The sequence below is a fragment of the Halobacillus sp. 12SKB genome (assembly GCF_052941655.1).
On sequence record NZ_JBRFWR010000001.1, the window covers coordinates 669,818 to 695,672 of the forward strand.

General features: G+C 44.8%; 26 protein-coding genes. 6 read left to right on the forward strand and 20 right to left on the reverse strand.

Annotated features, from left to right (window positions below; genetic code table 11):
• Window positions 1-39 precede the first annotated feature (39 nt).
• From ACQ4XT_RS03310 to acpS, 10 genes are all read right to left on the reverse strand, one after another.
• Window positions 40-1,050: a PP2C family protein-serine/threonine phosphatase gene (locus ACQ4XT_RS03310; protein WP_446852491.1), complete on the reverse strand. Its 1,011-nt coding sequence runs from the start codon at window positions 1,048-1,050 to the stop codon at window positions 40-42.
• Window positions 1,051-1,065: 15 nt separating this feature from the next.
• Window positions 1,066-1,467: an anti-sigma regulatory factor gene (locus tag ACQ4XT_RS03315; RefSeq protein ID WP_226594163.1), complete on the reverse strand. Its 402-nt coding sequence runs from the start codon at window positions 1,465-1,467 to the stop codon at window positions 1,066-1,068.
• 2 nt (window positions 1,468-1,469) lie between these two features.
• The gene (gene rsbS, locus ACQ4XT_RS03320; RefSeq protein WP_089654561.1) at window positions 1,470-1,826 is read right to left on the reverse strand and encodes an RsbT antagonist protein RsbS; all 357 of its coding nucleotides are present in this window, start codon (window positions 1,824-1,826) and stop codon (window positions 1,470-1,472) included.
• Window positions 1,827-1,830: 4 nt separating this feature from the next.
• Complete coding sequence (gene rsbRA / locus ACQ4XT_RS03325; protein ID WP_089654560.1) at window positions 1,831-2,700, reverse strand: RsbT co-antagonist protein RsbRA; 870 nt, start codon at window positions 2,698-2,700, stop codon at window positions 1,831-1,833.
• A 300-nt stretch (window positions 2,701-3,000) separates the two neighbouring features.
• Window positions 3,001-3,351, reverse strand: coding sequence for a type II toxin-antitoxin system PemK/MazF family toxin (locus tag ACQ4XT_RS03330; protein ID WP_035511328.1), 351 nt, complete (start codon window positions 3,349-3,351; stop codon window positions 3,001-3,003).
• A 5-nt stretch (window positions 3,352-3,356) separates the two neighbouring features.
• Window positions 3,357-3,638, reverse strand: a complete 282-nt coding sequence (locus ACQ4XT_RS03335) for a CopG family ribbon-helix-helix protein (protein WP_027956786.1) — start codon at window positions 3,636-3,638, stop codon at window positions 3,357-3,359.
• 159 nt (window positions 3,639-3,797) lie between these two features.
• Window positions 3,798-4,958: an alanine racemase gene (alr, locus tag ACQ4XT_RS03340; RefSeq protein ID WP_446852492.1), complete on the reverse strand. Its 1,161-nt coding sequence runs from the start codon at window positions 4,956-4,958 to the stop codon at window positions 3,798-3,800.
• Between the two features lie 201 nt (window positions 4,959-5,159).
• Window positions 5,160-6,182, reverse strand: coding sequence for a LolA family protein (locus tag ACQ4XT_RS03345; protein ID WP_446852493.1), 1,023 nt, complete (start codon window positions 6,180-6,182; stop codon window positions 5,160-5,162).
• Window positions 6,183-6,235: 53 nt separating this feature from the next.
• The gene (locus tag ACQ4XT_RS03350; RefSeq protein WP_446852494.1) at window positions 6,236-7,732 is read right to left on the reverse strand and encodes an NAD(P)H-hydrate dehydratase; all 1,497 of its coding nucleotides are present in this window, start codon (window positions 7,730-7,732) and stop codon (window positions 6,236-6,238) included.
• A gap of 72 nt (window positions 7,733-7,804) precedes the next feature.
• The gene (gene acpS / locus ACQ4XT_RS03355; protein ID WP_446852495.1) at window positions 7,805-8,164 is read right to left on the reverse strand and encodes a holo-ACP synthase; all 360 of its coding nucleotides are present in this window, start codon (window positions 8,162-8,164) and stop codon (window positions 7,805-7,807) included.
• 227 nt (window positions 8,165-8,391) lie between these two features.
• Here acpS and ACQ4XT_RS03360 point away from each other — a divergent pair, with 227 nt between their 5' ends.
• On the forward strand, window positions 8,392-9,159 hold the full coding sequence (locus tag ACQ4XT_RS03360) for a rhomboid family intramembrane serine protease (protein ID WP_446852496.1): 768 nt from the start codon (window positions 8,392-8,394) through the stop codon (window positions 9,157-9,159).
• A 255-nt stretch (window positions 9,160-9,414) separates the two neighbouring features.
• Here the strand turns inward: ACQ4XT_RS03360 and cshA are convergent, their stop codons facing one another.
• Entirely contained in the window at window positions 9,415-10,893 is a 1,479-nt protein-coding gene (cshA, locus tag ACQ4XT_RS03365; protein ID WP_446852497.1) for a degradosome RNA helicase CshA, read from the reverse strand.
• Between the two features lie 220 nt (window positions 10,894-11,113).
• Here cshA and ACQ4XT_RS03370 point away from each other — a divergent pair, with 220 nt between their 5' ends.
• Complete coding sequence (locus ACQ4XT_RS03370) at window positions 11,114-12,025, forward strand: DMT family transporter (protein WP_446852498.1); 912 nt, start codon at window positions 11,114-11,116, stop codon at window positions 12,023-12,025.
• Between the two features lie 85 nt (window positions 12,026-12,110).
• Entirely contained in the window at window positions 12,111-12,968 is an 858-nt protein-coding gene (locus ACQ4XT_RS03375) for a DegV family protein (protein ID WP_446852499.1), read from the forward strand.
• Window positions 12,969-13,004: 36 nt separating this feature from the next.
• Here the strand turns inward: ACQ4XT_RS03375 and ACQ4XT_RS03380 are convergent, their stop codons facing one another.
• The 5 genes from ACQ4XT_RS03380 to ACQ4XT_RS03400 all read right to left on the reverse strand — a co-directional run bounded on the left by ACQ4XT_RS03380 (window position 13,005) and on the right by ACQ4XT_RS03400 (window position 17,359).
• Window positions 13,005-14,279: an MFS transporter gene (locus tag ACQ4XT_RS03380; RefSeq protein WP_446852500.1), complete on the reverse strand. Its 1,275-nt coding sequence runs from the start codon at window positions 14,277-14,279 to the stop codon at window positions 13,005-13,007.
• A 13-nt stretch (window positions 14,280-14,292) separates the two neighbouring features.
• Window positions 14,293-14,985 (reverse strand): alpha/beta hydrolase, encoded by a 693-nt coding sequence (locus ACQ4XT_RS03385; protein WP_446852501.1) that lies wholly within the window; start codon window positions 14,983-14,985, stop codon window positions 14,293-14,295.
• A 226-nt stretch (window positions 14,986-15,211) separates the two neighbouring features.
• Window positions 15,212-15,598, reverse strand: a complete 387-nt coding sequence (locus tag ACQ4XT_RS03390) for a YppG family protein (protein WP_446852502.1) — start codon at window positions 15,596-15,598, stop codon at window positions 15,212-15,214.
• Window positions 15,599-15,735: 137 nt separating this feature from the next.
• Entirely contained in the window at window positions 15,736-16,017 is a 282-nt protein-coding gene (locus ACQ4XT_RS03395; protein ID WP_226594187.1) for a glutaredoxin family protein, read from the reverse strand.
• 721 nt (window positions 16,018-16,738) lie between these two features.
• Window positions 16,739-17,359: an SDR family oxidoreductase gene (locus ACQ4XT_RS03400; protein WP_446852503.1), complete on the reverse strand. Its 621-nt coding sequence runs from the start codon at window positions 17,357-17,359 to the stop codon at window positions 16,739-16,741.
• A gap of 140 nt (window positions 17,360-17,499) precedes the next feature.
• Here ACQ4XT_RS03400 and ACQ4XT_RS03405 point away from each other — a divergent pair, with 140 nt between their 5' ends.
• The gene (locus ACQ4XT_RS03405) at window positions 17,500-18,597 is read left to right on the forward strand and encodes an SDR family oxidoreductase (RefSeq protein ID WP_446852504.1); all 1,098 of its coding nucleotides are present in this window, start codon (window positions 17,500-17,502) and stop codon (window positions 18,595-18,597) included.
• Window positions 18,598-18,675: 78 nt separating this feature from the next.
• Here ACQ4XT_RS03405 and abc-f read toward each other — a convergent pair whose 3' ends face one another.
• From abc-f to ACQ4XT_RS03425, 4 genes are all read right to left on the reverse strand, one after another.
• Entirely contained in the window at window positions 18,676-20,544 is a 1,869-nt protein-coding gene (gene abc-f / locus ACQ4XT_RS03410; RefSeq protein ID WP_446852505.1) for a ribosomal protection-like ABC-F family protein, read from the reverse strand.
• Between the two features lie 275 nt (window positions 20,545-20,819).
• Entirely contained in the window at window positions 20,820-21,284 is a 465-nt protein-coding gene (locus tag ACQ4XT_RS03415; protein WP_226594371.1) for a MarR family winged helix-turn-helix transcriptional regulator, read from the reverse strand.
• Between the two features lie 94 nt (window positions 21,285-21,378).
• The gene (locus tag ACQ4XT_RS03420; protein ID WP_446852506.1) at window positions 21,379-22,302 is read right to left on the reverse strand and encodes a YegS/Rv2252/BmrU family lipid kinase; all 924 of its coding nucleotides are present in this window, start codon (window positions 22,300-22,302) and stop codon (window positions 21,379-21,381) included.
• A gap of 31 nt (window positions 22,303-22,333) precedes the next feature.
• The gene (locus ACQ4XT_RS03425; RefSeq protein ID WP_446852507.1) at window positions 22,334-23,413 is read right to left on the reverse strand and encodes a hypothetical protein; all 1,080 of its coding nucleotides are present in this window, start codon (window positions 23,411-23,413) and stop codon (window positions 22,334-22,336) included.
• A gap of 189 nt (window positions 23,414-23,602) precedes the next feature.
• Between ACQ4XT_RS03425 and ACQ4XT_RS03430 the strand changes: the two genes are divergently transcribed.
• The gene (locus ACQ4XT_RS03430; RefSeq protein ID WP_446852508.1) at window positions 23,603-24,055 is read left to right on the forward strand and encodes a MarR family winged helix-turn-helix transcriptional regulator; all 453 of its coding nucleotides are present in this window, start codon (window positions 23,603-23,605) and stop codon (window positions 24,053-24,055) included.
• Window positions 24,052-25,434, forward strand: a complete 1,383-nt coding sequence (locus tag ACQ4XT_RS03435) for an MATE family efflux transporter (protein ID WP_446852509.1) — start codon at window positions 24,052-24,054, stop codon at window positions 25,432-25,434. Before ACQ4XT_RS03430 ends, ACQ4XT_RS03435 begins: the two co-directional genes overlap by 4 nt.
• The last annotated feature ends 421 nt before the right edge of the window (window positions 25,435-25,855 follow it).

Below are 25,855 nucleotides of genomic sequence, written 5' to 3' on the forward strand. Positions count from 1 at the left end.
AAACATACTACATGTTTTAATACCCTGTAAAAACAGTGGTTAAACATTTCTTCGTAAAATAATTAATGTAAAGTCATCTCTCAACTGGAAGTCCTGCAGACGCTCGAAATGTTTATATACCTGGTCCACAATTCCCTGTGCGGGAAGGTGGGAATATTGTTTGATGACATGTAAAATTTCTTCCTGATCAATGAATCGGTCCCCTTGTCGACATTCAGTTACACCATCGGTCAGAAGGATGATCATATCTCCTTTTTCCACTCTCTTTTCGTACTGCTTATACGTGACTTCCGGAGATACGCCGAGTACAAGTCCCGGGGCATCGATTTCCTCAAACTCATCCCGATCTTTATGGTAATAGTAACCTGGTTCATGACCTGCTGATGAAAAAGTGAACGTATGCTCATTCGAATTATACAAGCCATAGAACATCGTAATAAACATGCTTGCATCCACGTTCCGCTCCACTACACGGTTCAAACTGCCAAGAATGACACTAGGGTCTGTCCGCATTCCTGAAAAACTGTCCATCGAATATTTGATCATCGACATACAGAGAGCAGCAGGGACACCTTTACCTATGACATCGGCAACAGCGATCCCGAGACTCCCTTTTCCATCATGGACGAAGTGGTGATAGTCCCCGTTCATTTGCTTAGCAGGAACACTCAAAGCACCAACATCAATTTCAGACAAATCCGGTTTCACTGTCGACAATAATGTTTTTTGCATATTGGCAGCGACGGAAATTTCCGATTTGAGCTCAAGCTGCTTTTCCCGCAACGTCTGATACTCCTGATACGCCAACCCATAAGAGATCATAGTTTCTAGAAGAAAGTTCATTGATGCCTGAATATACTCAGGCATATCCGGGTATATTTCTTGTAGCGATTGGATGTGAACATTGATAATCTCTTCCGGCGATATGTTCTGCTGCATAGAGTGCTTGCTGAACTGTTCCGCTTGGTATAGAGATTGCTCATCCTGGGTCTTAATATACTCTTGTAATAGTTCTTTATAATTTTCTAAGTCGAGCTTCAATGTGTTCATCTCAAATTACCTCCTTTAACGGAGCCATTTAACGACAGTGATTTCCGTACCTTCACCTTCTGCTGATACAATATCAAAGTCATCCATTAACCGTTTCACCCCTGGCAGCCCTGCTCCGAGCCCTCCTGATGTGGTGAACCCGTCTTCCATAACTTGACTGATATCTTTAATGCCAGGTCCTTCATCTGTAGCTACGATCCGAATTCCCTTTTTGTTCATATCCTCAAGTGCTTCGAAACAGACTCTGCCTGTTCCTGCATATAGATAAATGTTCCGTGCCAGTTCAGAAATGGCCGTGGCAATCCTTGCTTGATCGACAGTCCCGAAGCCGATCTTTCTGGATATATCTCGTCCAAGTTGCCTGGCTCCGACGATGTCCCATTCCTTTTTAATGTTGACACAGGATTGAAAGTCCATATTCACTCCTCCAATTCCTGGCGAAGTTTGATCAATCCTTGTTCTAGATCTAACGCGGTCGGGACATCTTGCATGTGTATACCTAGGTCAATAAGAGTCATTGCAACTGCCGGTTGGATCCCCGTCAAAACAACTTTGGCCCCCATCAAATCCGACATCGTCACAACGTCTCCCAAAACTTTAGCAATGAAAGAATCGATGATATCAACGGATGTCAAATCAATGACGACACCTGTCGCTCCGCTTTCATGAATCTTGCTCAAAAGATCTTCCTGGAACTGGATGGCCGTCTGGTCATCCAAGTCAATTTGTATGGAAATGAGTAAATAGTTGTGAAGCTTTAAAATAGGTATCCTCATGTTTTCACTCCCTATCTAGCGAATCAATTAGTTTTTCGATGTCTTCATCGTTGTTCTGGGTTTCTTCAATACGACGATTTGTTAATTCTAATGCTGTTTGGAACCCTTTTCGCAATGAACTCTTCGTAGGGAATTTACCTAAATCGATTCCGAGGTTCACAATCGTCTGTGCAATTTCAGGACGGATTCCCACTAAAATGCACCGGGAACCAATGAGCCTTACAGCCTCAGCTGCCTGTATAATGTGATGGGCAACCATTGTATCCACAACCGGCACACCTGTAATATCGATCAAAACAACTTCGGCGTTATGTTTGATCACTCCGTCCAACAGGTTCTCCATGATTAACTTGGCCCGCTCCGTGTCGATGGTTCCGATCAGAGGCATGATCGTAATGTTCTCCATCACGGGGATCAATGGGGCGGAAAGCTCTTGTAAAGCTACTCTCTGCAAAGAAACGATATGCTCCCAGCTTCCCGAATACTCGTTGACAAGACGGTTGATGATCGGGTCGACCCAGCCATCTACTTTCCGAAGGACCTCAGAAAAGTAATCCGAATCGATTTTATCCGATTGTTTGAGGATGAAATCCGTCACTACACGACGAAACACCTGCATCCCATCCGTTAAATAACTCAACGGCCAGCCGAGATTAATCAAGCGTTCAGAGAAATCGTCCAAGTCTGAGGATAATCCCTGCTTCTCAATACTGGAAAAAATCACGTTGACAAATTCACGGTTCGTACTTTCGAACATTTCATCAGAAATCGTCGATGTATAATCATTCTTCTTATGGGTGTTAACTTCCTCCAACCACATTTTGACAATGTCATCACTATGTTCTACTACTACATTTTTCAATCTTTCGTCCATTATCTAAACCTCCGCCTCATAGCCCTCTATTGTTCGTCCTTATACTATTTGAATATAATTTTATCAGAAAAAGAATTCCTTTTACACCATTTGCCCTCGTTCTCATCGCAAGGACGCTTATCATGAGTATCTTTTCCCATACCCTCTGTAAAATGACATGTCTACCTTTGAAAAAAACCGTTAATAAAAAACACGCCATCAACGATACCCTGTATATGCTCATTATAAACTACAAAAGCAAAAAAAAATAAAGTTACCTTGAAAAGGTAACTTTATTTTCATTCACGACGTACTTTCCGATTAAAAGTCGATCAAACCGAGGCTGATCTGCAAGGCTTTGTTTACCTGCTGCATCATCGGTTCGTCAAGTTGTGTAATCTTATCGGTCAAACGCTGTTTGTCAATCGTTCTGATTTGTTCCAGTAGGATCACAGAGTTTCGCTCGAACCCGTATTTTTCTGCATTAATTTCGACATGTGTTGGAAGTTTGGCTTTTTGTATTTGCGCTGTAATCGCGGCTACGATCACGGTAGGGCTAAAACGATTACCAATATCATTTTGAAGGACGAGTACAGGACGAACCCCGCCTTGTTCTGATCCCACAACTGGGGACAAATCAGCGAAATAAACGTCACCTCGTTTGACTATCACTGGCTTCACACCCCGCTCACTAGTTGCTCCAGGGTGTGTTCGGCCTCCTCTTCAGCTTGAAACGCTTCTGAAGCGATATTTAAATTGATTTTCGCCATTTCCATGTAGCCTCTACGCATGGATTCTCTTATATGTCGCTGTTTCTTCTCACGCAAATACATTTTCGTTGCTTGACACATGAAATCGCTCCGATCACTGTTATCGAGTTGAATGAAGCCATCCACTTCATTGAGTAGGTTATCCGGAATCCGGATGACAATCTCCTGCATGCTATCGGACAAAACCATACACCTCCACCATCTTCTCTCAAAAGAAACCAGTCAATTAGTCCACTCTAATCTTATCAAACGGGAGTGTCCATTGCAAAGGAGTGTTGGAATTTTTTCGTGAATTATGAAAGCTTTTATCCTTACATCGGGAGAATTGTCCGAAAACGGGAAGCTTACTCACAACAAAGAGTTTCTCACCTCTACCGTTCTCCCATCTTCTTGAAAAACCCTCGGCACCCTTTGGCTGATCATGCAGGGTATCTCATAATTGATTGTTTCGAGATGCTCTGCTATTTCATCGGCTGAAATTTCTTGATCCCCTTGTTTACCAATTAAGGTAACCTTTGTCCCTATAGGATATTCCTGATCCAGCCGAATCATGAATTGATCCATGCAAATTCTTCCGACAATCGGCTGACGTTTCCCGTCGACAAGCACCTCCGCTCCTTGAAGCTTACGGATCCAGCCATCCGCATAACCAAGCGGTATAGTGCCGATCCACTCTTCCTTTTCCGTTGTGTAGGTAGCCCCGTAACTGATCGATTCTCCGGCCTTAATTTTTTTTACATGAATCAGCCGGCTCGACAAGGAAAAAGCAGGTTTCAAGTCGATTGGTCGTTCCTTTTTGACATGGAGAGAAGGATAAAGTCCATACATGCTGATCCCGAATCGGACATAATGATCCATCCGCTCAGGAACCCTCATACTTGTCGCACTGTTACTTGTATGAATTTCGACATCTTCTGCCCAATTCCTCTTAAAATAAGAAAACATTTCGTTCCAGCGCTTTTGTTGTTCATTAAAATACTCGGAATCTTCCTCATCCGCTGTAGCAAAATGCGTGAACAAAGCTTCCAAATGAAACTCAGAGGTTTCAGCAAGAACAGCAAGGACTCCCTCTAATTCTGTCACCGTTCGTACACCGATCCGCCCCATCCCTGTATCGATTTTCAAATGAAGTTTCAAAGGGTTAGAACTCCGCAGACCTGCCGCTTCCTTCAGCCAATCTTTTTGGAACACCGTTAAAGCAATGTTGTTCTCAGCAGCGACAGCCGCATCCTGAGGGCGGGTCCAGCCCATGACGAGAATCGGAGCTTCAATTCCTGCTCTCCTCAGTTTCAAAGCTTCATCCAGGAGTGCGACGGCCAGGCTCTTCGCTCCCGCTTTCAAGGCAGCCCTGGCGACTTGTACATCCCCATGTCCATAGGCATCCGCTTTGACTACCGCGCAAATGTCTGTGTCTTTTTCCAATCGTTGTTTTAGTTGCTGTATATTATACTCAATTGCCGTCAATTCAACCTCTGCAATTGAATCTCTGTAATACGTATCCCACGCCACAATGACCGCTCCTCTCTCTATCTTTTTATTATTGAATGAGGAAGAAGCCAGTGTCAAATATCATAGAAAGAGCAGGGAATTTGTTGATTGATTCTCAAGAAAGCACACACTCTCTCATGAGTCAGGGGGGTAAACTTTGGGGCGGCCGAGTGATGGAAGACCAAAAAATAAAGCAGACCGTTAAGCCTGCTCCTTCCAAGTTTATTTCACCATCGCAGCTGTGTTGATGGAGCTTGCGACAGCTACCATTTCATCCTGCGTCAATTCATTGCTCGCGAGTTGATAGGTCGTTCCATTATGGTTCCATTCCAGACGATTGTGTTCAAAGGCTGCAAAAACTCCATCCCAAAGCTGGACAGGGTCACCATTCACCTGGACAGAGTATTGAGCGCTTGCCGCTTGAACTTCCGCTTTTTCCTGGACCAATGTGAAGTCTTTATCACCTGCGTAGGTCATAATGAATCGTTTTCCTTCTTCCGTCTTCACTTCACGTTCATCTGCAAGTTCAGCACCAAACGTCTCTTGTGGGTAGAGGACCTCCTCAAGCTCTTCCCCTTCCATGTTCGCAACAGGGGCTTCTGTCGGAGCCATGGCCATGTTCTTATCGACGTCAAAGTCTTCCTTCTTCATCGAATCGTCTTTAGAGAAGTTGGCGAATTGAACTTCTACAAGAGAATTCATGTCCTGATCGAACACTTTCACCATTACAGGATGGTACGTTTTCTTATCAAAGTAAATCTCCTGGAACGGCAGGGTCTTGTTATTTTGATAGTTTGTCTTCGTCTTGAACACAAAGTAGTTTTCGGAAGCATTGAACTCTGCATCCGGATCCGCTTTGATATCATTCAACAGTGAAGCATAAAGATAAGGCTGGCTTGTGTTTTGAGGCCATTCGCTTTGGAACTTGAAGCTCTTGTTCAAGGCAGGTGTCAAAACATACACGCCGCTGTCGTTTTTCAAGATGATCTGACTTCCTTTTTCATCCTGATCATTTTGAAGTTTCACGCGGTAAAAATCATCCTTTTTATGCCACACTTGAATGTTGTATTTCTGTTCTTCCTTCCCTGTACGCATCTTCATATTCGCTTCGGTCTTATATCCAGCCATTTCTTCCGACTGTTTTTCAAGCTTTTTGACGACATCTTCTTTCGACTGTGAGCCACAAGCTGTCAAAGCACCTAAGACGAACAGGCTGAACAACAGGATCAGAAAACGTCTTTGCATAAGACTCAACTCCTTTGTCTCTACTTAAGGACAAAGGGAACGTATGATATGGATCAAGAAGAAAATGTACGGAACGTCCGGGATAAACCTTCAATGACGTCAGAGGCGAGTAGGTCAACCTTCGAATGTCCATCCTGCACTAGTAAATCAGCCGTCGATCCATGAAGGAAACAGCCATTGCTTAAAGCATCCATCACTTCTGCCTGCATCATCTGGCTTAGCAGAATACCAGAGAGAACATCACCGCTCCCACCTTTGGCGAGGCCTGCATTTCCTGAGATGTCCACCCGCTGTTCACCATCAGGACCTGTAATGATCGTCGAAGGTCCTTTCAGAACAAGGTACACACCGTGCTCTTCAGCAAATTCTTTTGAATAGGAAAAAGGAGCGCTTAAGACCTCTTTGATGGAGAGGCCCGTCAAGTGGGCGAATTCACCAGGATGAGGTGTTAAAACGGTTGGAGCTTCCCTCTTTTCCAACTCTTGAAGGAGACCATCTAAAAGGTACAACCCATCGGCATCCACGAGTAACGGGGTTTCTTTTTCTAGGACCAGCCGCTCCACCACCGTTTTCTGCATAGCGGTTCGACCTAACCCCATACCGACAGCGATAGCATCATACCCTTCCAGATCAGGAACTTGTCCTCCCTCTTTTCCTTCTACAAAAGTTGCTTCCTGCACATAGGGAGATATCGAAGGGATCGCTTCAGGATCCGTGGATACCGCAATTAAGCCTGCCCCGCTTCGCAAAGCAGCTTTCGCTGTCATCGCGACAGAACCAGGCATCAAGCGAGAACCTCCAATGATCAATCCTTTTCCGTGCGACCCTTTGTGCGAATGAGCATCCCGATCAGGCAAGGTCCTTTTGACATCAGCTTCACCCCAAAGCCTCCTTCGGTAATCAGGAAGTCGTTTGGGTGGCAGCCCGATTTCCACGACCGACCATTCGCCGTAGTATGGCTGTGTGTGCTGCAAAAAGGCACTTTGCTTCGGCGCTTCGATGATCGAGGTGTAATGGGCTTGAAAAGCCTCAACATCCTCCCCACCTTCATCAGCAGGAACTCCCGAAGGCAGATCGACAGCAAGCCTTAGGATTGATTTCTCGTTACAGAGGCGGACTACATCCGCGTAGGGCTCTCTCAGCCGCCCGTTCACTCCGATCCCAAGCATCGCATCGATGCATACATCTGCACGACATAAAGAAGTATTCAAGTCTTCCGAACTCTTCAATAGTCTGTACGGGTGACCAGAAGCTTGGAATATCCTCTTGTGTGCTTCTGCATCTCCAGTGATCTTTGCGTCCGGAACGACTTGCCAAGCCTCCACATCGTATCCAAGGTTCAACAACGTCCTGGCAATGACGAAACCATCGCCGCCATTATTGCCAGCACCTATCAGGACGACAATCGCATGCTCTTTTTGAATGTGGCGGAGCAAGTCATACGTAACCGCTCTCCCGGCATTCTCCATGAGCATCTTCCCATCCAGTCCAGCGGCTTCCATGGCCACTCGATCCCGTTCGTACATTTCTTGTGCGGTAACAATATCCAATTCGTTCCCTCCTACCCGCATTACAATGTTATGAGACAACCTATGTAAATATGTCTGCCCTCCTATACCTCCCTAGCACTCTTCCAACACCACCTGAGCGATGGCATGCTCCGAACTATGACTGATCGACACCCACACCTGATAGCGATCGTACCCTTTCGCCTTCATCATAGGGGCCCCCGTCGTTTCATTTGATAAAATTTCAACATCATGGAAACCGAGCTTTCCGATCCCTGTACCTGTCGCTTTGGCAAAAGCTTCTTTCGCTGCAAACCGCCCCGCCAGGTATTCTACTTTTCTTTTTTCGTTCAACATTTCGTAACGATGATGCTCCTCTTCAGTCAGTATTCGTTGAACAAAGCGCTCTCTTCGCTTTATACTTTGTTTAATACGATCCAATTCGATGATATCTACACCAATGCCTTTAATCACGTTTCATCTTCCTTTTCATTAACAATCTATGAACAGTATACCCGAATCTTTTCACGGTAAAAAAGAATACGAGGAAGCGGCACGGATTACATTATAATAGGAGTCCACTAAACATTATGCACGTGCCTTAAACAAGAAAGCCGTTAAGTCGCTTCAGCGATCATGAATGGGGTTCAGCGAACGACTCAAACCCACCTTAATCTTGAACGTAAAAAAGGAGATTAGTCATGTTTGTACGAACGGAGAGTTTTAAAGAATTCATACGATTTTATCCGATTGTTTCATTTCTCGTCGGCCTTCATTTCGCCTTATGGCTGTTGATGGATTTTCTTCAGCTGGGCTTTGCTGTTGACTTGAAGGAATGGGGCATTGGGATGAATGCCCTGATTTTGAACGGTGAATATTGGCGTCTTGTCACACCAATTTTCTTACACGGAGATTTCACCCACGCCCTGTTCAACTCCTTTTCCCTCGTCCTCTTCGGACCAGCCCTTGAGCAGATGTTAGGAAAAGGAAAATTTATATTGATGTATTTATTTGCCGGCATCGCCGGAAACCTCGGTACGTTTATCGTTAATCCAGATGCTTATTATTGGCACCTCGGAGCCTCAGGAGCCATCTTCGGTATTTTCGGCGTTTACCTATTTATGGTCATGAACCGGAAACATTTAATTGATACAGCCAATTCGCAAATCATTCTTGCCATTTTTGCTATTGGTTTATTTATGACTTTCGCACGGCCAAACATTAATATTTTCGGTCACTTATTCGGACTGATTGGCGGGTTTGCCATTGCACCCGCTATCCTGAAAAATGCACGCCGCTTCTCTTTATGGCAAGTACGCACCCGCCATTCGCGTTCCGATAGTGATGACATTTCTTTCGACCCGAATCGATGGCAGAAAAGAAAATATGGAGGAAAGAACACAGGGAAGTACATTCTCTGGGGAATCATCATTTTCCTGGCTTTGTTCGCCCTCGTAAACCGCATATAACGGCTTCACCCTCCGGGGTGGAGTCTTTTTTTATCTCGCAGAATTGTCCACCGATAAAAACACTAAACCTACTGAAAAAATCGCTAAACCCACCAATAAACGTTTGAAAGTCACTGATAAACACTCAATACCCACCGATAAAAGCTTAATACCCTCTGATCAATGACCGAGCCGCTGTACAGGTCTATGACTATTAGCACTAGCAAAAAAAGACCAGCCCTCATAAAGAGGACTGATCTTTTCAATAACCTTCTATTAGCTGCGACCTTTGCTTTGGTAATTGCCGCGCTTGCTGCCGCCTTTGCCGCTAAAGTTGCGGTTGCGGGATTTATTCTTGTTGTTGAAGTTGCGCTTACCGCCTCCACCTTTGCGGTAGCCACCTTTTTTCTTACTCTTGTCACGCTGTGCGTTTTTCACACTGATCGGTTGAACAGAAGACAAACGGACAGGTACTTCACTGCGTTCTTTTGTCATCATTTTCAGCGCAGCAGCTACAAGGTCTGTAGACTCATACTGTTCAAGCAGTTCATTAGCTGCCTGCTTGTAGTTTTTCAAGTCGTTGTTTGAGATCGTTTCTGCTAACTTCTCAACAGCAACTTTTTGTTGCCCGCGAGCCGCTTCTTCAGAAGAAGGAACTTTCAGACGTTCCACTTTCTTCTTCGTGAGTTTTTCAATCAGGTGAAGCTGATCTTTTTCACGAGGGGTTACGAAGGAAATGGACTTCCCTTTACGGCCGGCACGTCCTGTACGACCGATACGGTGGACGTAGCTCTCAGGATCCTGTGGAATATCAAAGTTGTACACGTGAGATACATCAGAAATGTCCAAACCACGTGCAGCAACGTCTGTTGCAACAAGGATCTCGATACGTCCGCGTTTGAACTTGTTCAATGTGGACATACGCTTTCCTTGCGTCAAGTCGCCATGGATACCTTCTGCACTGAAGCCGCGTGCTTGAAGCCCGTCAGCTACTTCATCAACACGACGCTTCGTACGACCGAAAACGATCGCTAGTGCAGGATCGTGGATATCAAGAAGACGTGTCAGTGTATCGAACTTGTGCTTCTCAGGAATTTCAACGAAGAACTGCTCGATGTTTTCCACCGTCATTTCTTTCGCTTTCACTTTTACTTCTTCCGGGTTGTTCATCAACGTCGTTGCAATGTCGCGGATTTCTTTCGGCATTGTCGCAGAGAAAAGCAATGTTTGGCGCTCTTCCGGAAGTGCCTTCAAAATATCACGAATATCCTCGATGAAGCCCATGTTCAGCATTTCATCTGCTTCGTCAAGGACTGCTGTGTGAACTTCTTCCAACTTGATCGTTTTGCGACGGATGTGGTCAAGCAAACGTCCTGGTGTTGCTACGACGATATGGTTGTTTTTCAGGGCGCGGATTTGACGCTCCATGTTCGATCCACCGTAAATTGGCAGGACACGAATGCCTTTTCCTTTACCTAAACGGTTAAGCTCCTCTGCTACTTGAATAGCCAATTCCCTTGTCGGGGCGATGACAAGTCCTTGAACGGCTTTCACTTGCTTGTTGATTTTTTCGAGCATCGGAATACCGAATGCAGCCGTTTTTCCCGTACCTGTCTGAGCTTGACCAATAACATCTTTCCCTTCTAGTCCTAGAGGGATCGTTTGTTCTTGTATTGGTGTTGTTTCTTCAAAACCCATAACGTCTAATGATTTTAGGATAGGTTTTGATAATCCTAGTGATTGAAATGTTGTCACAGTAATTTCATACTCCTTTATTGTTTAAATCTTCTACCTATATACATGTAAAAAAAGCCTTCTGCCACAGGAAACGGGAGAGGCTTCTCTGGTATCTGCCTGATAGATTCATTCATCATAACACATATAACATAGTTAATTCTACACATTTCGGCTATGCTTTTCAAACGTAATAATGATAAAATGAGGAAAAACTGACGTACACCAGAGGAGGGCTCGCTTGGAAAAGCCTCCAGTTCAACCATATATTATTTTGTTTATTGGCGTCCTTTCCATTTCCACTTCCGCGATTTTCGTCAAACTCGCAGGAGATGCACCAGCTGCGATGATCGCTTTTTACCGCCTGATGATTGCAGTCGGAATTATGGCCCCTTATGTATTATGGAAACATTTCGATGAAATAAAACAAACGAATAAGAAAGATTGGATACTCGCGATATTATCTGGTGTATTCCTCGCCTTCCACTTTATTTTGTGGTTTGAGTCTTTAAGTTATACGACCGTGGCCAGTTCTGTCGTGCTCGTCGCTCTTCAGCCGGTTTTTGCTTTTATGGGCACCTATCTCTTCTTCAAAGAGCGATTCACCATCGGAGCCATACTCAGTCTTATCATCACATTGACTGGGAGCGTAATCATCGGGTGGGGCGACTTTCAAATCAGCGGTACGGCTTTGTTCGGTGATCTGCTGGCCCTTCTTGGTGCTGTTACCGTCACCGGTTATTTCCTGCTGGGTCAAAACTTACGAAAACGTCAGTCCATCATGACCTATACGTTCATCGCTTATGGGATGGCAGCGGGCACACTTTTTATCTATAACCTGGCTCTCGGTTATTCATTTACCGGTTACGACGGTGATCAGTGGCTTATATTCTTAGGTCTGGCAATCATCCCGACCTTCTTCGGTCATACGCTCTTCAACTGGACATTGAAGTGGCTCAGCACCTCGACGATTTCCATGGCTGTGCTCGTCGAACCGGTCGGGGCTTCTATCTTAGCTTATTGGATTTTGGATGAAGGAATCACTTGGACGCAATGGCTCGGTGGATCAATTGTGATTTTCGGGCTGATGATGTTCATTCTGAGTACGATGAAAAAGGTAAAACCGAAATTCACTCATGAAACAGAACGTTAATCAACCACTAAATTTGATATAATACGGAATAAGCAGGGGGGAATTCCCCCAACAGTACGAAGAATTTAAGAGAGCAGGTGAAGGAATGACGATACAACTGATCATAGATGGAGGCGGCGATCTGCCTCTTGGAATGATGGAAAAACACAGCATCCACTATGTCCCGTTAAATTTGCATTTCGGAGACGAACACTATAAAACAGGGGAAACAATCGATTTGCCTACGTTTTATGAAAAATTAAAGCAGTCCGAGGAACTTCCTCGTTCTTCTTCTCCAAGCCCGAATGATTTTTATGAAAAATACAAACAGATGGACGCAGGCGATGAAATTCTTGTGCTTGCCCTTACCCAAGGTCTTAGCAGCACCTATGAGAGTGCTGTCATGGGCAGGGACATGCTCCTTGAAGAAGAACCGGACCGTAAAATCGCTGTCCTCAATACGAAAACCGCTTCCTGTGGTATTGCACTGCTAGTGAATGAAGCAACGGCACGCATGGAAGAAGGATACTCCTTTGAAGAGCTCGTCTCCCATATGGAGGAGCGAATCGAGAAAACAACGACGCTCTTCATTTTGAAAACGTTAGAAAATGTCATTAAAGGCGGAAGACTAGATAAAGTCAAAGGGGCTATAGCCAAGACTTTGAACATCAAACTCCTCATGAAAGCGAGCGATGATGAAGGCGCCGTCGAAGTGACGGAAAAAGTACGAGGCAATAAGAAATCCCTGCGCCGCTTCGTTGAGCAGATCGGTGAGTATGCGTCCAACCTTGAAGACCGCGTCATTGCGATGTCCCACTGTAACGATGAGGAACGAGGGAAGAAAGTACTGCATTCAATCAAGGAACGATATAATTTCAAAGATTCTCTCTTTATGGAGACAGGCCCCCTAATTTCCACTTATGCAGGAGAAGGCGGGCTCGTCATCGCATTCTTTAAAGACTAAAAAAACGTCAGAGGTGTGTAACCTCTGACGTTTTTCTTATGTGTGATAATCCTCATATTCTGGTTGAGGTGACAGTAACGCAAGAACACCTGCTGTTACTGGAAAAAGAATCGTCAGCAGAATGACTTCCTGATAACCTCCCAGCCAGTCAAAGAACAAACCGAACGGCAGCGGCCCAAGCGCTGACCCAACGACCATAACTGTTTGTGCAAGCCCTTTGATGCTACCAAGGTGTTCCCTACCAAAATAATTCGGCCAGACGATATTCAATACGATTCGCTCAAAGCCATTAACAAAGCCCCAGAACACGCCAAAAGCAACCGCCATCCACCATGAATTTGTGAACAAAAGGATGATCAACGTTAAGATGTGGCCAAAGAACGTGATGGCCAAAATATAATGCACCTTGAAACGATCGACCAGATACCCACTGACAAATGTAACAGGAAATCCAACCACAGCCATTAAAGTCAGTACCATGGCTGCTACCCCTGTATCCAGCCCTCTTAAATCCATGATCGAAACCATATGAAAGGTTACCGCCGTGTTTACAAGAGCCGGGACGGTGACACAAAACAAAATAAACCAAAAGGCTCTCGTCGCCATGGCTTCTTTCAATGTCCAACTCTTTTCATTAACCTCAACGTTCGGGTTTTTTACTTCTTTCCCATTGATCGGTTTCGGCGTCCCGTCCGGCACTTCCCCGATGTGCTCGGGTTTGTTGCGGACGAAGATGAAGGACAATGGAACAAAAAGAACCAAAAGTGCGCCTCCCCATAAGCCCCAGGTCACCCTCCAACCGAATAATTCAATCAGCCATGTATTCAGCGGTGGCAGCAAAGCAGAACTGGCAAATCCACCAATCGCCATAATGCTGAGCGCCCTTCCCCTTCTCCTTATGAACCATTGCGGTACAAGTGTGTTCGGAATCAGAGTCATCGACCCCTGCCCGAATAAACGAATCATAAAGAAACCGAAAAACATCATGATCGGCCCGACCAGAAAAGCATTCCAAAACAAAGCGAATGCTAAACAGGAACCTATCGTAACCATCATCGCCCGCTGCCCGAAACGGTCAATGAGGCGCCCCATCATAAATAATGTGATCCCCGCTACCAATGTAGCCGCTGAATAAATTCCAGAGACCAACGACCGTGAATACTCGAAATCTTCTATGTAATAATCAATAAAAATGGAGATGGAATAGGTTTGACCAGGTCCTGAAAAGAATACACTCAAACCTGCAATCACAACAACAACCCATCCATAATAAAAAGGTGTCTGGATGGGTTGTCCACGATTATTATTCATGTTTCTCTTCCCCCTATGGTTGACTTACAAAATCCATCACTTTATCAAATAATTCGTCGCTGTCATCCCCATGACAAATCAAGTGCTTCGACTTTTTCAAGAAAATGACCTCTTTTTCTTCTGAAGGAATTTCTCCCTCCAAATACAAAGCTGCTTTCTTTGGCACCATTCCATCCAGCTCGCCTTGAATGATGAGCACAGGACAGCGGACCTGCTGTAAATAAGGCCGTGTGAATTGCACGCACTTCATAAATTCGAAAGTAGAAAAAAGGTACGTATCCTTCATTTTTTTCTGGTACCTGAGAAAAAGCTCATTATCCGCAAGTACACCGTTCCAGGCATCCGCGACCATTCCAAGAATATCTTTATACATCTGCGGGAGACTGACATATTTGCCGGCCGCCGATAGAAGGACCAAACGATCCAGATGATACTTTGCAGTTAAGTAGGCGGCGATCATTCCCCCCATGGAAAAGCCGATAATGTAAATGGTATCGTGTCTTTTCATGAGATCCAGCAGAGCGAGCTCTGCTGTAGCAATCCACTCTTGATAATAGTGTCCTTCAAGGTCCAGGTCCTCCCCGTGCCCCGGAAGCGTAGGGTTGGCAATTTCCCAATCCGTCCGTGCTTCCAGAAAGTCGACGAGGGGCTGGACTTCATCCGGACTCCCTGTGTATCCGTGAATACATAAACACCCGATATTCATGTTCCTACGCCTCCACCCTATCATTTATTTCGTTATGCGAAACATTGTACCACAATCATTTTCCAACTTTTACACAAAAAAAGGACTATTGTTGTACAAAAAAAGAAGTGCTCTGTTTAGAACTTGAAAAGGTAAAGGATTCCCCTTCTGCCCATCGAAAAAACAGAACAACTATTTACATTAACTTTATCTAAAGAAAATGCGCGCTAAATGAATAGCGCGCGGTTTACTTGATGCCTTTAACGAATGTCCCGATCCCTTTAACAATTGGGCTGACATCCTTTACGGTCTTTACAACCTGACCAGTGGTCGACATCATTTTGTCGAAGTCGATCTGGCCGTCTTCTTTTTGAAAATAACTCATGACGCCTTTGGACATGTTACCGACGTTGAAGGAAGAATTCTGATTCCCGGTCTCAGTATAACCTGTATAGTCGTAACTATTCACATATGGATTTTGAAAACCATACATGGCTTGATTGTACGGGGTATAACCCCAGACGTTTCCCTGGTTATTGGACATTTGCTGATAATTCATCTGATCATAAGGAAGACTGGAAGGATACCGATACCAGCCATTATTATAATAATAGTAAGGGTTATATGGGTACATGAATGTTCCACCTTTAATGTATGATACTTCAGCCTATGAAATAGCACCTGAAAAAGTGAAACGAAAGCGATGGATCGTTGGATTATTGATGGTTTTGGACAAAAAAAACAAGTGATGATCATCACTTGTCGAAACCATTAGGAAAAGTTCATGGAGTCAGCTCTTATATACTGAGGATTTTCTTTTATTCTCAGCTTCTGTTTCATTTTACGTTCTTGATAACCGAGAATTTTTTCTCCATCTATAAATACAGCGGGTGTACCGTAAATGTTGTTTCTTTGTAGTTCTCTGAAATGGTCACGGTTCTCTGATACATTCCGCTCTTCATAATCAATTTCCCAATCTTCCAATGTTCCTAGTACCTTCTCACAATAGTGACAGTTCCGACTTGTGTACACGATCACTTCCGGGTTACCCAAAGCTCCCCCTCCTTGTGTCTATTGCAATTCTGTCTAGAAACTCTATACCCGTTCTCACAGCACCTAAACCTATTTCCTCATTAAAATTCGCTCATTTTTCGTCACGGTTCTGTCATTTTCATCACACCCCTTTTACATAAACGCTCCCTTTTCTTGAAGACTCGGTTTCGAGACGATAGCGTGGTTCTGGGGGCTACGGGAAAAGGTTCGCTTTCCATGGGGCGGGCGGTGAGCCTCCTCAGGCTACGCCTTCCGGGGTCTCACCTGTCCCACACGTCCCATAGGAGTCTCACCGTTTCCCTCCGCCCCTTTGCCATGGAAGATTCTCGAACCACTACTAAAAGGTCAGCCCGTATGATTATCGGAAGTGGGTTATAAAACCTCCACAGCACATAAATGCTTCATCCAGAGCGCCTTATACCTCTAACAGTTGCATAGTGGAAGACCATCCAAATTAGTACAGGGGTTCGTTTCTCTCCTTCTGAAAGGGGTGGTTGGGAAGCTGCGAGACTCCCGTGGGAGAAAGGAGATAGGCGAGATCCCGCAGGACGAAGTCCGAGGAAGCTCGGCACTCCCCCACAGGAAAGCGAGTAGCTTCCCGGCCGCCCCTGGCGCTCAACCCTGCAACGAACCCCAGAAAGTCTCGAAACTAAGTCTTCCACAAACCTGCCATAAACTTTAATAAACGATAAAAAAGAAGGAGCACAAGGCTCCTTCTTTTTTATAGTTCTTCAATCGGAGTGTCGCCGCTGATGAGGTCGTAGCTTTGGTGGATGGAACCTTCTACAGACAGAAGGTGGACAAGTGTTGCGGCAACATCTTCTCGTGGAATCTCTCCTTGATCTGTGCGTTCCTGTAGCGTCACTTTCCCTGTTCCTGCATCGTTGGTCAAACCGCCGGGGCGGACAATCGTATAATCCAAATCGGTACTCTTCAAGTATTCATCCGCACGTCGTTTCGCGTAAAGATAAAATTTGAAGTCGTCGGGCGCTTCTTCTGCACGGTCTGCTCCGATGGAACTTAACATCATGTACCGCTTCACGCCATTGGCTTCTGCATGCTCCGCTGCCTTGATTGCCCCTTCCTGATCGATGACAATGGTCATGTCTGCGCCTGTATCAGGCCCGGACCCTGCCGCGAAGATGACGGCATCCATTCCTTTGAAAGCATGTTCAAAGTCCCTCATCAGATCTCCATGTATCGTTTCAACGCCTTTTTCTTCAAATTGAGGAATTTGATCTTTCTTCCGGACCATTGCATAGGGGGTGTGTTCGTTTTCTACGAGTTTATCGACAATATGTTTTCCTACTTTACCATTCGCTCCAATAACGAGAACTTTCATTTGATAACCTCCCAAAAAATCTGTAACTCCCCTATGTTTTCCCCTCCTTTTACAAGATAAACAAGTGAATAGGCAAAAGAAGGAAGTTCAATACCCCATCACGAAAAGGTAATCAAACGGATTACGGAGGCGATAGGATCATGTCTAACACGTATTTGTTTACTGGATTTCCAGGATATTTAGCTACCGCATTGATTGAAGACCTTTTTAGAAGCAGGAATTCCATAGAGAAAATTTATCTTCTTTACCTTCCCTCTATGGAAAAACAAGCGAAAAATCAGATGGAGACATGGAAAAATTGCCAAAAGGTCAATACAGAAAAAATAGAACTCGTTCAAGGGGACATTACTCAAGAGGGGTTGGGAATGTCATCTGCGACATCCACGCTCTTACTACAAGAGGTAACCCACGTTTTCCACCTTGCTGCTCTTTATGATTTAGCCGTGCCTCTTATGCCGGCATGGAAGGTCAATGTACAAGGTACAAGAGAAGTGAACCGCTGGCTTTCCCAATGCCTGCAGTTGGAACGTTATATTTATTTCAGCACCGCCTATGTTTCAGGAAAACGGGAGGGCGTCGTATATGAAACGGACCTCACCCATGGGAATGGTTTTAAAAATCATTATGAATACACGAAACACGAAGCTGAAAATCTCGTTCAACGGATGTGCAAAGATATTCCGACAACGATCATCCGCCCCGGGATTGTTGTCGGACATACAAAGTCGGGTGCCACCGCTAAATTCGACGGGCCTTATTTTATATTGAATTTAGTAGACGCTTTACGAAATCTTCCCGTTCTCCCTTACTTCGGAAAAGGAACAGCACGTGTCAACCTTGTGCCGCAGGATTATGTCATTGAAGCGACAAACTACCTTGCTCATCACCCTGGAAGTGACGGAAAGACGTACCACCTCACAGACCCCAACCCTTACACAGCAAAAGAAATCTACGAACAGCTCAGTTATGTGTATGCGGACAAGCACCCTCGTTTCACCTTGCCGCTTGGGCTTGCTAACCAATCATTGAAGTTACGTCCTTTACGAAAAGTTTTAGGCATTCAAAGGGAAGCTCTTGATTATTTTCTCTGTAGTGCAGACTACGACAACCATCAGTCAGAAATGGACCTCGCTTCCTCAGACATCTTTTGTCCCGATCTTTTCTCATATACCGACGCCCTCGTGGACTATTACCGCGAAAAAAGAGGCGATCCTTCTAAACATATTTCCATCCTATAGGTGTGGATTCGTATATATCGGTTACCAAAAAGGGCAGGAAACATATTCGTTTCCTGCCCTTTTCTAAGAATGGATGGATCAACACTGCGCTTCCATCCAATTTTCGTATAGAGATTCTAAGTCTTTTTCCAACTCATCTTTACGATGTTGGAGTTCCATTAACTTTTCTACATCCTCACCATTTTGCATCTGTTGATCGATCGTCGAGATCTCTTGTTCAAGACGACCGATTTCCCTCTCCCAATCGATGGTTGGTTCTGCTATCATGGGCGCCGTTTCTGGTTTAGCTGTTTTTTCACGCTTTACCATCTGCTCTTCTAACCGCGCTTCTAAAAGGGCGTGCCAATGTTTCTTCGTTTCTTCATACGTACCGATATATCGGTGAAGTTTCCCATCCACAAGAAAAGCAGTGTGAGTAAAACACTGGTCCAGGAAATGCCTGTCGTGGGAAACTCCGATGACCGTTCCTGTGAATTGATTGAGCGCTTCTTCAAGAACTTCCTGGGATTCCACATCAAGGTGGTTGGTCGGCTCATCCAGGATCAGGACCTGAATATCCTGATGCATGAAGATTGCAAGCTTCAGACGCATCTGTTCTCCACCGCTCAAATGGCGGATTTTACGAAAAACGTCGTATCCATAAAACATGAAGCCAGCAAGCCTGTGTCGTGCTTCCCCTTCCGTCACCCGGATGTGATCTCTGAAGTGATCGATCATCCGCTGATCGCGATCGGCTTCCTGCAGAGGGTTTTGCGGAAGGTAACCAACTTTAATGGAAGGTGCTCGTTTGACCTTGCCAGCGTCTGGTGTTTCTTTTTCCAATAAAATTTTTAAGAGTGTGGATTTCCCACTACCGTTGGCTCCGACAATCGCAATTCTGTCCTGATAACGGACGTGGAGGTCAACACCGTCCAGGATTGTTTTGCTTCCGTAATGCTTCTTCAGCGATTCAATAGTGAATACATCTTTCCCTGTCCGGCCATCCGCCTCAAGGGAGAGGTTCATTTTCTTAGGATCGATCACCGGCTTATCGATCTTCTCCATCCGTTCTAACGCTTTTTCCATACTTTTTGCTTTTTTGAAAAGCTTAGGGTTCGGTGGTGTGGCTTCATTCGCCCATTGCCTCAATCTTCGTATGGCCTCTTTCATCTTTTTAATCTTCTTCTGTTGTTCTTCATACTGATGAAATTCAGCAAGCAATTTCTCTTCTTTTTGCTTCTCAAAAGCGGTGTAGTTGCCTTTGTACGTATCCACTTCTCCGGATTCTAAATCCATAATGTCTGTCACGATGTGATCAAGGAATGCACGGTCATGTGAGATGACACAAATGGTCCCGTCGTAGGCTTGCAAATAATCTTCCAGCCATTCGATCGCTTGTAGATCTAAATGGTTCGTCGGTTCATCAAGCAAAAGAACGCCAGGGTCTTCGAGTAACAACTTGGCAAGACCAAGTTTCGTCTTTTCTCCACCGCTCAAGCTTGAAAATGAATGATCGAGCAAATGATGGATATTCAACCCGTGCGCTACTTGTTTAATGGAGACGTCCATTTCGTATCCACCACGCTGAGTAAAACGCTCCTGTATTTCTCCATATGCGGCAATAGCTTTCTCCATTTTATCAGGGTTCGTCATATCCTCTTCTAATTCTTTCATCTGTTCAGCCATTGAAACGAGCTCGGTAAAAGCAAGCTCCAAGAACTCTCTCCCCGTCCCCGTCCAATCAGATGGAATCTGTTTCAAATACCCGATGGTTGCTCCTTTTTGAATGAAAAGATCGCCACCATCCAGCGATTCCTCTTTTGTGATGATTCGAAAAAGGGTCGACTTTCCACTGCCATTACGACCGACAAGCCCGACACGCTGACCGGACTTAATTTCCATATTCAAAGCTTCGAATAATACTTCGCCACCGACAATTTTATATAGATTCTTTAATGTAATAATCATTGAAAATTCCTCCTAAAGACTTTTTGAAAACACAAAAAAAGCCAGAGGTCCCGTTACCTCTGACTTTTATCTGTGAATAATCAGGTATGAGACGCTACATTGCTCCACTATTCAGATGCCATTTTGGACAGACGTGTCCCTTTGACAGCTGAATCATGAATAATTGCACGGCGTACATAGTTGATTTGATAGTCAAGCACGTGCATCTGTAACATCTTCATACCCTCCTTTGTCTTTAGAATTACTTCTATTATATCGGATTGTCAGAAAAGTCGCTACTCTTTTTTAGATTCTGCAGACTTCCCAAGTTTCTTCAACAGTTCGATGGCATCCTTCTTCTCTTCATCCGTCAGCCCATCCATGATGGATTCAATCTCTTTCCAATGGTCAGGGAAGATACCGTTCAACAGGTCCCGTCCTTTTTCGGTAATGGACGCATAAGTAATACGTCGGTCGTTTGGACAAGGCACGCGTTTCAAGTATTCCTTTTTCTCAAGCTTGTCCACCACATAAGTGATACTTCCGCTTGCAAGCAGAATCTTTTCTCCGATCTTCTGCAGTGGCTGATCTCCCTGGTGATACAAGAGCTCAAGCACTCCGAATTCCGTCGGGTTCAATTCATATCGTTGGATATCATCCTTCACTAAATCTGCGATGGTGCGCTGAGCTTTTGTTAATACGACAAAAAGCTTCAATGAAGGGTCTTGTTTTTTCTTGCGGTACAGTTCTTGTTCGTTCATCACGTTCGCCCATCCTTTACAAAAGATAAAGATAGTATAAGTTTAACAAATTCTAACTGTCAAACCATCCCTTTTCCGCAAATTCACGGTTTCCTTAAGGGTTGTCCATATTCTTCAGCGCGTTCGGTCCTCCGCTTAAGAAGGTAAAATGACCCGGGAGCACCTCCAATTTTTCAGGTGTCTTCCCTTTGATTTCCCCATCCATATCCACATCCTGCTTAAATTCAACATCGATGTTCACCTTCTCGCCCTGATAGTGGGAAATCTCTTGAAATTCACTCTGATCGGCTTGTGGACGACCCATCGTCATGATTTCACGGAATAACGTCAAGTTTGAATTTTTCACAACAAGTACGTCAAACTTTCCATCTTGTAAGTTGATGGTAGGGACAGGGACACGCCTCGTCCCGATGAATTGTCCATTCATAATAAGGATCATCACCGCCTCACCATCTACTTCTTCACCGTCCACAGTCATTTTATAATGAAAAGGTGTGGCTTGATTCATCGTTTTCAGTGCACTCATGAAATAGCTCAGCACCCCGAAACGGTTCTTTTGGGTTTCATCAATATTAAAGGAGGTTTGTGTCACAAGGCCGATGCCCCAGAAGTTTATAAAATAATCGTCCTCGGTCTTCCCTGCATCCACAGAAACCTCTTCCCCTTCAATGATGGATGCGGCCGCCTGATTGAGCCGCTGAGGTGTATCCAACACCCGGCTGAAATCGTTACACGTGCCTCCTGGCAGCACACCGATCACCGGACGTTTTTCCATCGGTGCCAGACAATTGATGACTTCATGCAAGGTTCCATCCCCGCCGAAGATGAAAAAAACATCCACCTCGGGTCCGTAATGCCGGCAGTTTCCATATAAATCATCCAAAGATAGCGTTTGGATGACCTTTAACTCTTTCACCTCTTTACTCAAGGCCGGCAATACTTGTGAAAGAGCTGTCTCAATCTCTGCTTCGTCCTTTTTTCCATTATAGATAAAGATTCCACTTTGATAACGAGGCATAGAATCCCTTCCTTCCTCTTATCATAATTGACTAAATATCTCCCTTTGAAACCAGTCGTGCTTCATTTAAAGTTTGGAAAAACCTTTCCGGCTCATCGACGGTCAGGTAAATGTCCTTCACTTTACGTTTAAAACCAAATAAACGATACCCCTCCACCGCTTCGTTCAATCTTATTTCCAACTGTGGAGGCACCTTTTCAAAGCCAGCAAGCAGCAAAGTAAAGGAATGACGTTCCTCAGGCAATGTTTCCCCTTCATACCAGCGAATCTCTGTCACTTTTTCTAATGGGACCGTCATGTGAAAGCGAAGCCCTTTTTGAAAATGAAGATGATTATTCTGGATGATGACAGGACTTTTACGAATCGCTTGGTAGTCAGCAATTAGAAAGACGAGCGCATAAAAATCAAGGAGGGTCGCAATCCAAGCCATGGTGTGGCTGTACTGCATAAGCATGACGTGGACAGCAATAATTTCTATGAGCATCGCATGAACAAGCATGAGAAAAACACCGAAGTATTCACTCTTTTTGTGGTAACTGAAAGTCTGGTCACCTTCCGGCTTATGATCCAGGTGCGGAAAAAAGGCATAGCGGATCGCAGATGCATCTGTTGCTATCACTCCGATCAGCCTTTCCAACTTGGGATAATCTCCAAACGTTTGCTTGTTCGCTGTAGAAATTCTTGAAAGTAAATGCGGACATGTGTGGATGGAAGATTTGAAACTCCGCTTCCACACCTTCAGGTTCTTGATGAAAATAACAAGGAGATAAAGTTCCAGGAGAACGAAACCTGCCTCTACGAGGATAATGGAGACATTCATGTATTGCAGGTGTTCTTTAGCATACGCGGGGACAATCCAGTGGACAAAACCCGCTCCTAAAAGCCAAAGAGGGGCAAGCAATGACAATGTCGGCTTTCTCCGGAGAACAAATAAGAAAAGAACGACCGGAAGAACAATCATGATGTCAATGACCGTCGCTAACACAAGAAGCGGCGGCACTTCTCCCGTCACTTCCATCTTCTGAATGGAAAAGTTTGAAAGTAGTAAGGCAGCAATAAACAGTACGCCTCCATAAAACGATTTCGGATGCGCTTTTAATGATTGAACCATAACGACCACCTCATCTTTTTCCTTTATTTTACTATAAAGCAGCAGATGCAATTGAGTTTAATGGTAAAAAGCTCAAGCAGCCATTGAAAAGTTCATAAAACTGCCTTAACTCCTTACCCGTGAGACACTTTCGTTTACTTCTAACCGAAGTCGTATTATACTATAATTTGTTTAGGGGGCTAAGTAAATATGAAGCAAAATATAGATCAAAATTTAGGTTACAACATCAATATGGTCGCACACTTCTTACAAAATATATATAACCAGCGATTAGGAGAGTTCGGGTTGACCCACTCGCAGGCGAAGGTCATCTACTTTCTTGCCAAAGCGGGCGAGCAATCCCAAACGGACCTGCAAAAACAGCTGCATATTAAAGCATCATCAATGAACGGCTTGATTGAAACACTGTTGAAGCATGAACGCATCATGAAAAGGTCCTGCCAAAAAGACAAACGGACAAAGCTTGTGAAGCTTACAGATAAAGGTTTAGATTTGTATGCTACCATTCTAAAAATCGTTGCTGATATTGAAGAAGAAGCGAACCAGGGGCTGTCGAAAGAAGAACAACAAGTCATGATTTCCTGGCTGAAGAAGATGCAGGCCAACTTGAAACCTAAAACATCAAGGAGCGAAGACAAATGAAACAACAAAGTGAGCGGTTAGGGACCCAACCCATCCCGAAGTTATTAACGAACTTATCCGTGCCTGCCATGATCGGCATGTTCGTTATGGCTTTGTACAATGTCGTTGACACACTTTTCATCGCACGTGGCGTCGGGATATTAGGCGTCTCCGGTGTCAGCATCGGCTTTCCGGTGATGATGATCATCATGGCCATTGCCGCAGCCGTCGGTATTGGTGGTGCTTCGGTCATCTCCAGACGATTAGGGGAAAACAAACAGGAAGAAGCCAACCAGGTTTTCGGCAACATTCTTTTTACAATTGTCGTCGTCTCAAGCTTCGGCTTCATTGGAGCCTTCACTTTTCTTGAGCCTTTGCTGAAACTGTTCGGAGCAACCGATAACATTATGCCTTATGCAACGGATTATTTGTTCCCCATCATGCTTGGATCATTCTTTTTCTCTTTCGCCTTTACGACGAACAGCATCATCCGTTCAGAAGGAAATTCCAAGTTTGCGATGATTACAATGATCATTCCGGCTGTTTTGAACATGATCCTCGACCCAATCTTCATCTTCGGCTTGGATATGGGTGTGCAGGGAGCTTCTGTGGCCACCGTTATTTCCCAGGCGACCGTAACCATCGTTGTCTTGAATTACTTCTTAAAAGGGAAATCTTCACTCGCGGTCAAGGTTTCCTACTTGAAGCCACAATGGTCTGTCATCCGGAAAGTGTTAACCATTGGGATGCCTGCTTTCATCCGACAAGTATCAGGAAGCGGGATGATGATCGCCATCAACTTGATGCTCATTAAATTCGGCGGTGAATTTGAAGTAGGCGTCTTCGGAATTGTCCAGAAGCTTGCGATGTTCACCATCATGCCAATGATCGGTGTTCTTCAAGGCATGCAGCCCATTATCGGCTATAATTACGGTGCCCAAAATTATGACCGCCTGAAAGAAACGGTCATGCTCGGTATGAAAGTCGTTACTATCATCTCTGCGGGTATTTTCATCTTGATGATGGCCTTCCCTGAAGGTTTGATGAACATCTTCACAGGAGATGAAGCGACCATCGAAACAGGAGCATATGCCATCAGAATCATGTTTGCTCTCGCTATTCTAATCGGGGCCCAGGTCGTCAGTGGCGGGCTTTATCAAGCATTGGGAATGGCAAAACCTGCGCTGATCCTGTCTATGGCGCGCCAAGTGCTGTTCTTAATTCCGCTCGTATTAATTTTGCCGAACTTCTTTGGAGTGACAGGCGTGTGGCTCGCCTTCCCTCTTGCTGACCTGTTCGCTTTCGTTTTATCCATGATCTTCCTTTATAAAGATCGAGCACTATTCTTCAAAGCGAAAAATCAAGACCCGCCCTACCAGACCGCGCCTTCTCAAGGCTGAATAAAAAGCACGGTGCATCCAGCACCGTGCTTTATTTTTGGCTCTGTATTACTAAAGAGTTTGGAAGGACTGTAGAATACTCATTTTCCGAGAATTTCCGGGGTTCGTTGCCTTGTTGGGCGTCAGGGGTGGCTGGGTAGCTACTCGCTTTCCTGCGGGGATGACGGCAAGCCTCCTCGTGCTTTCGCACTGTGGGGTCTTGCCAGTCCATCCATTCCCGCGGGAGTCTCGCAGCTTCCCAACCACCCCTTTCGATGTAAGTGAGAAACGCCCCCCTGTACAAAGTTAGAAGCCCCTACTATCCAACTGTTAAAGGTGCAAAGTGCTCTGGATCAAGCTTTTACGTACTCTGGAAGTGTTATAATCATCCACTTTCCTCAATCATACGAACCGATTTTTTAGAAGTAGTTTCGAGAACCTC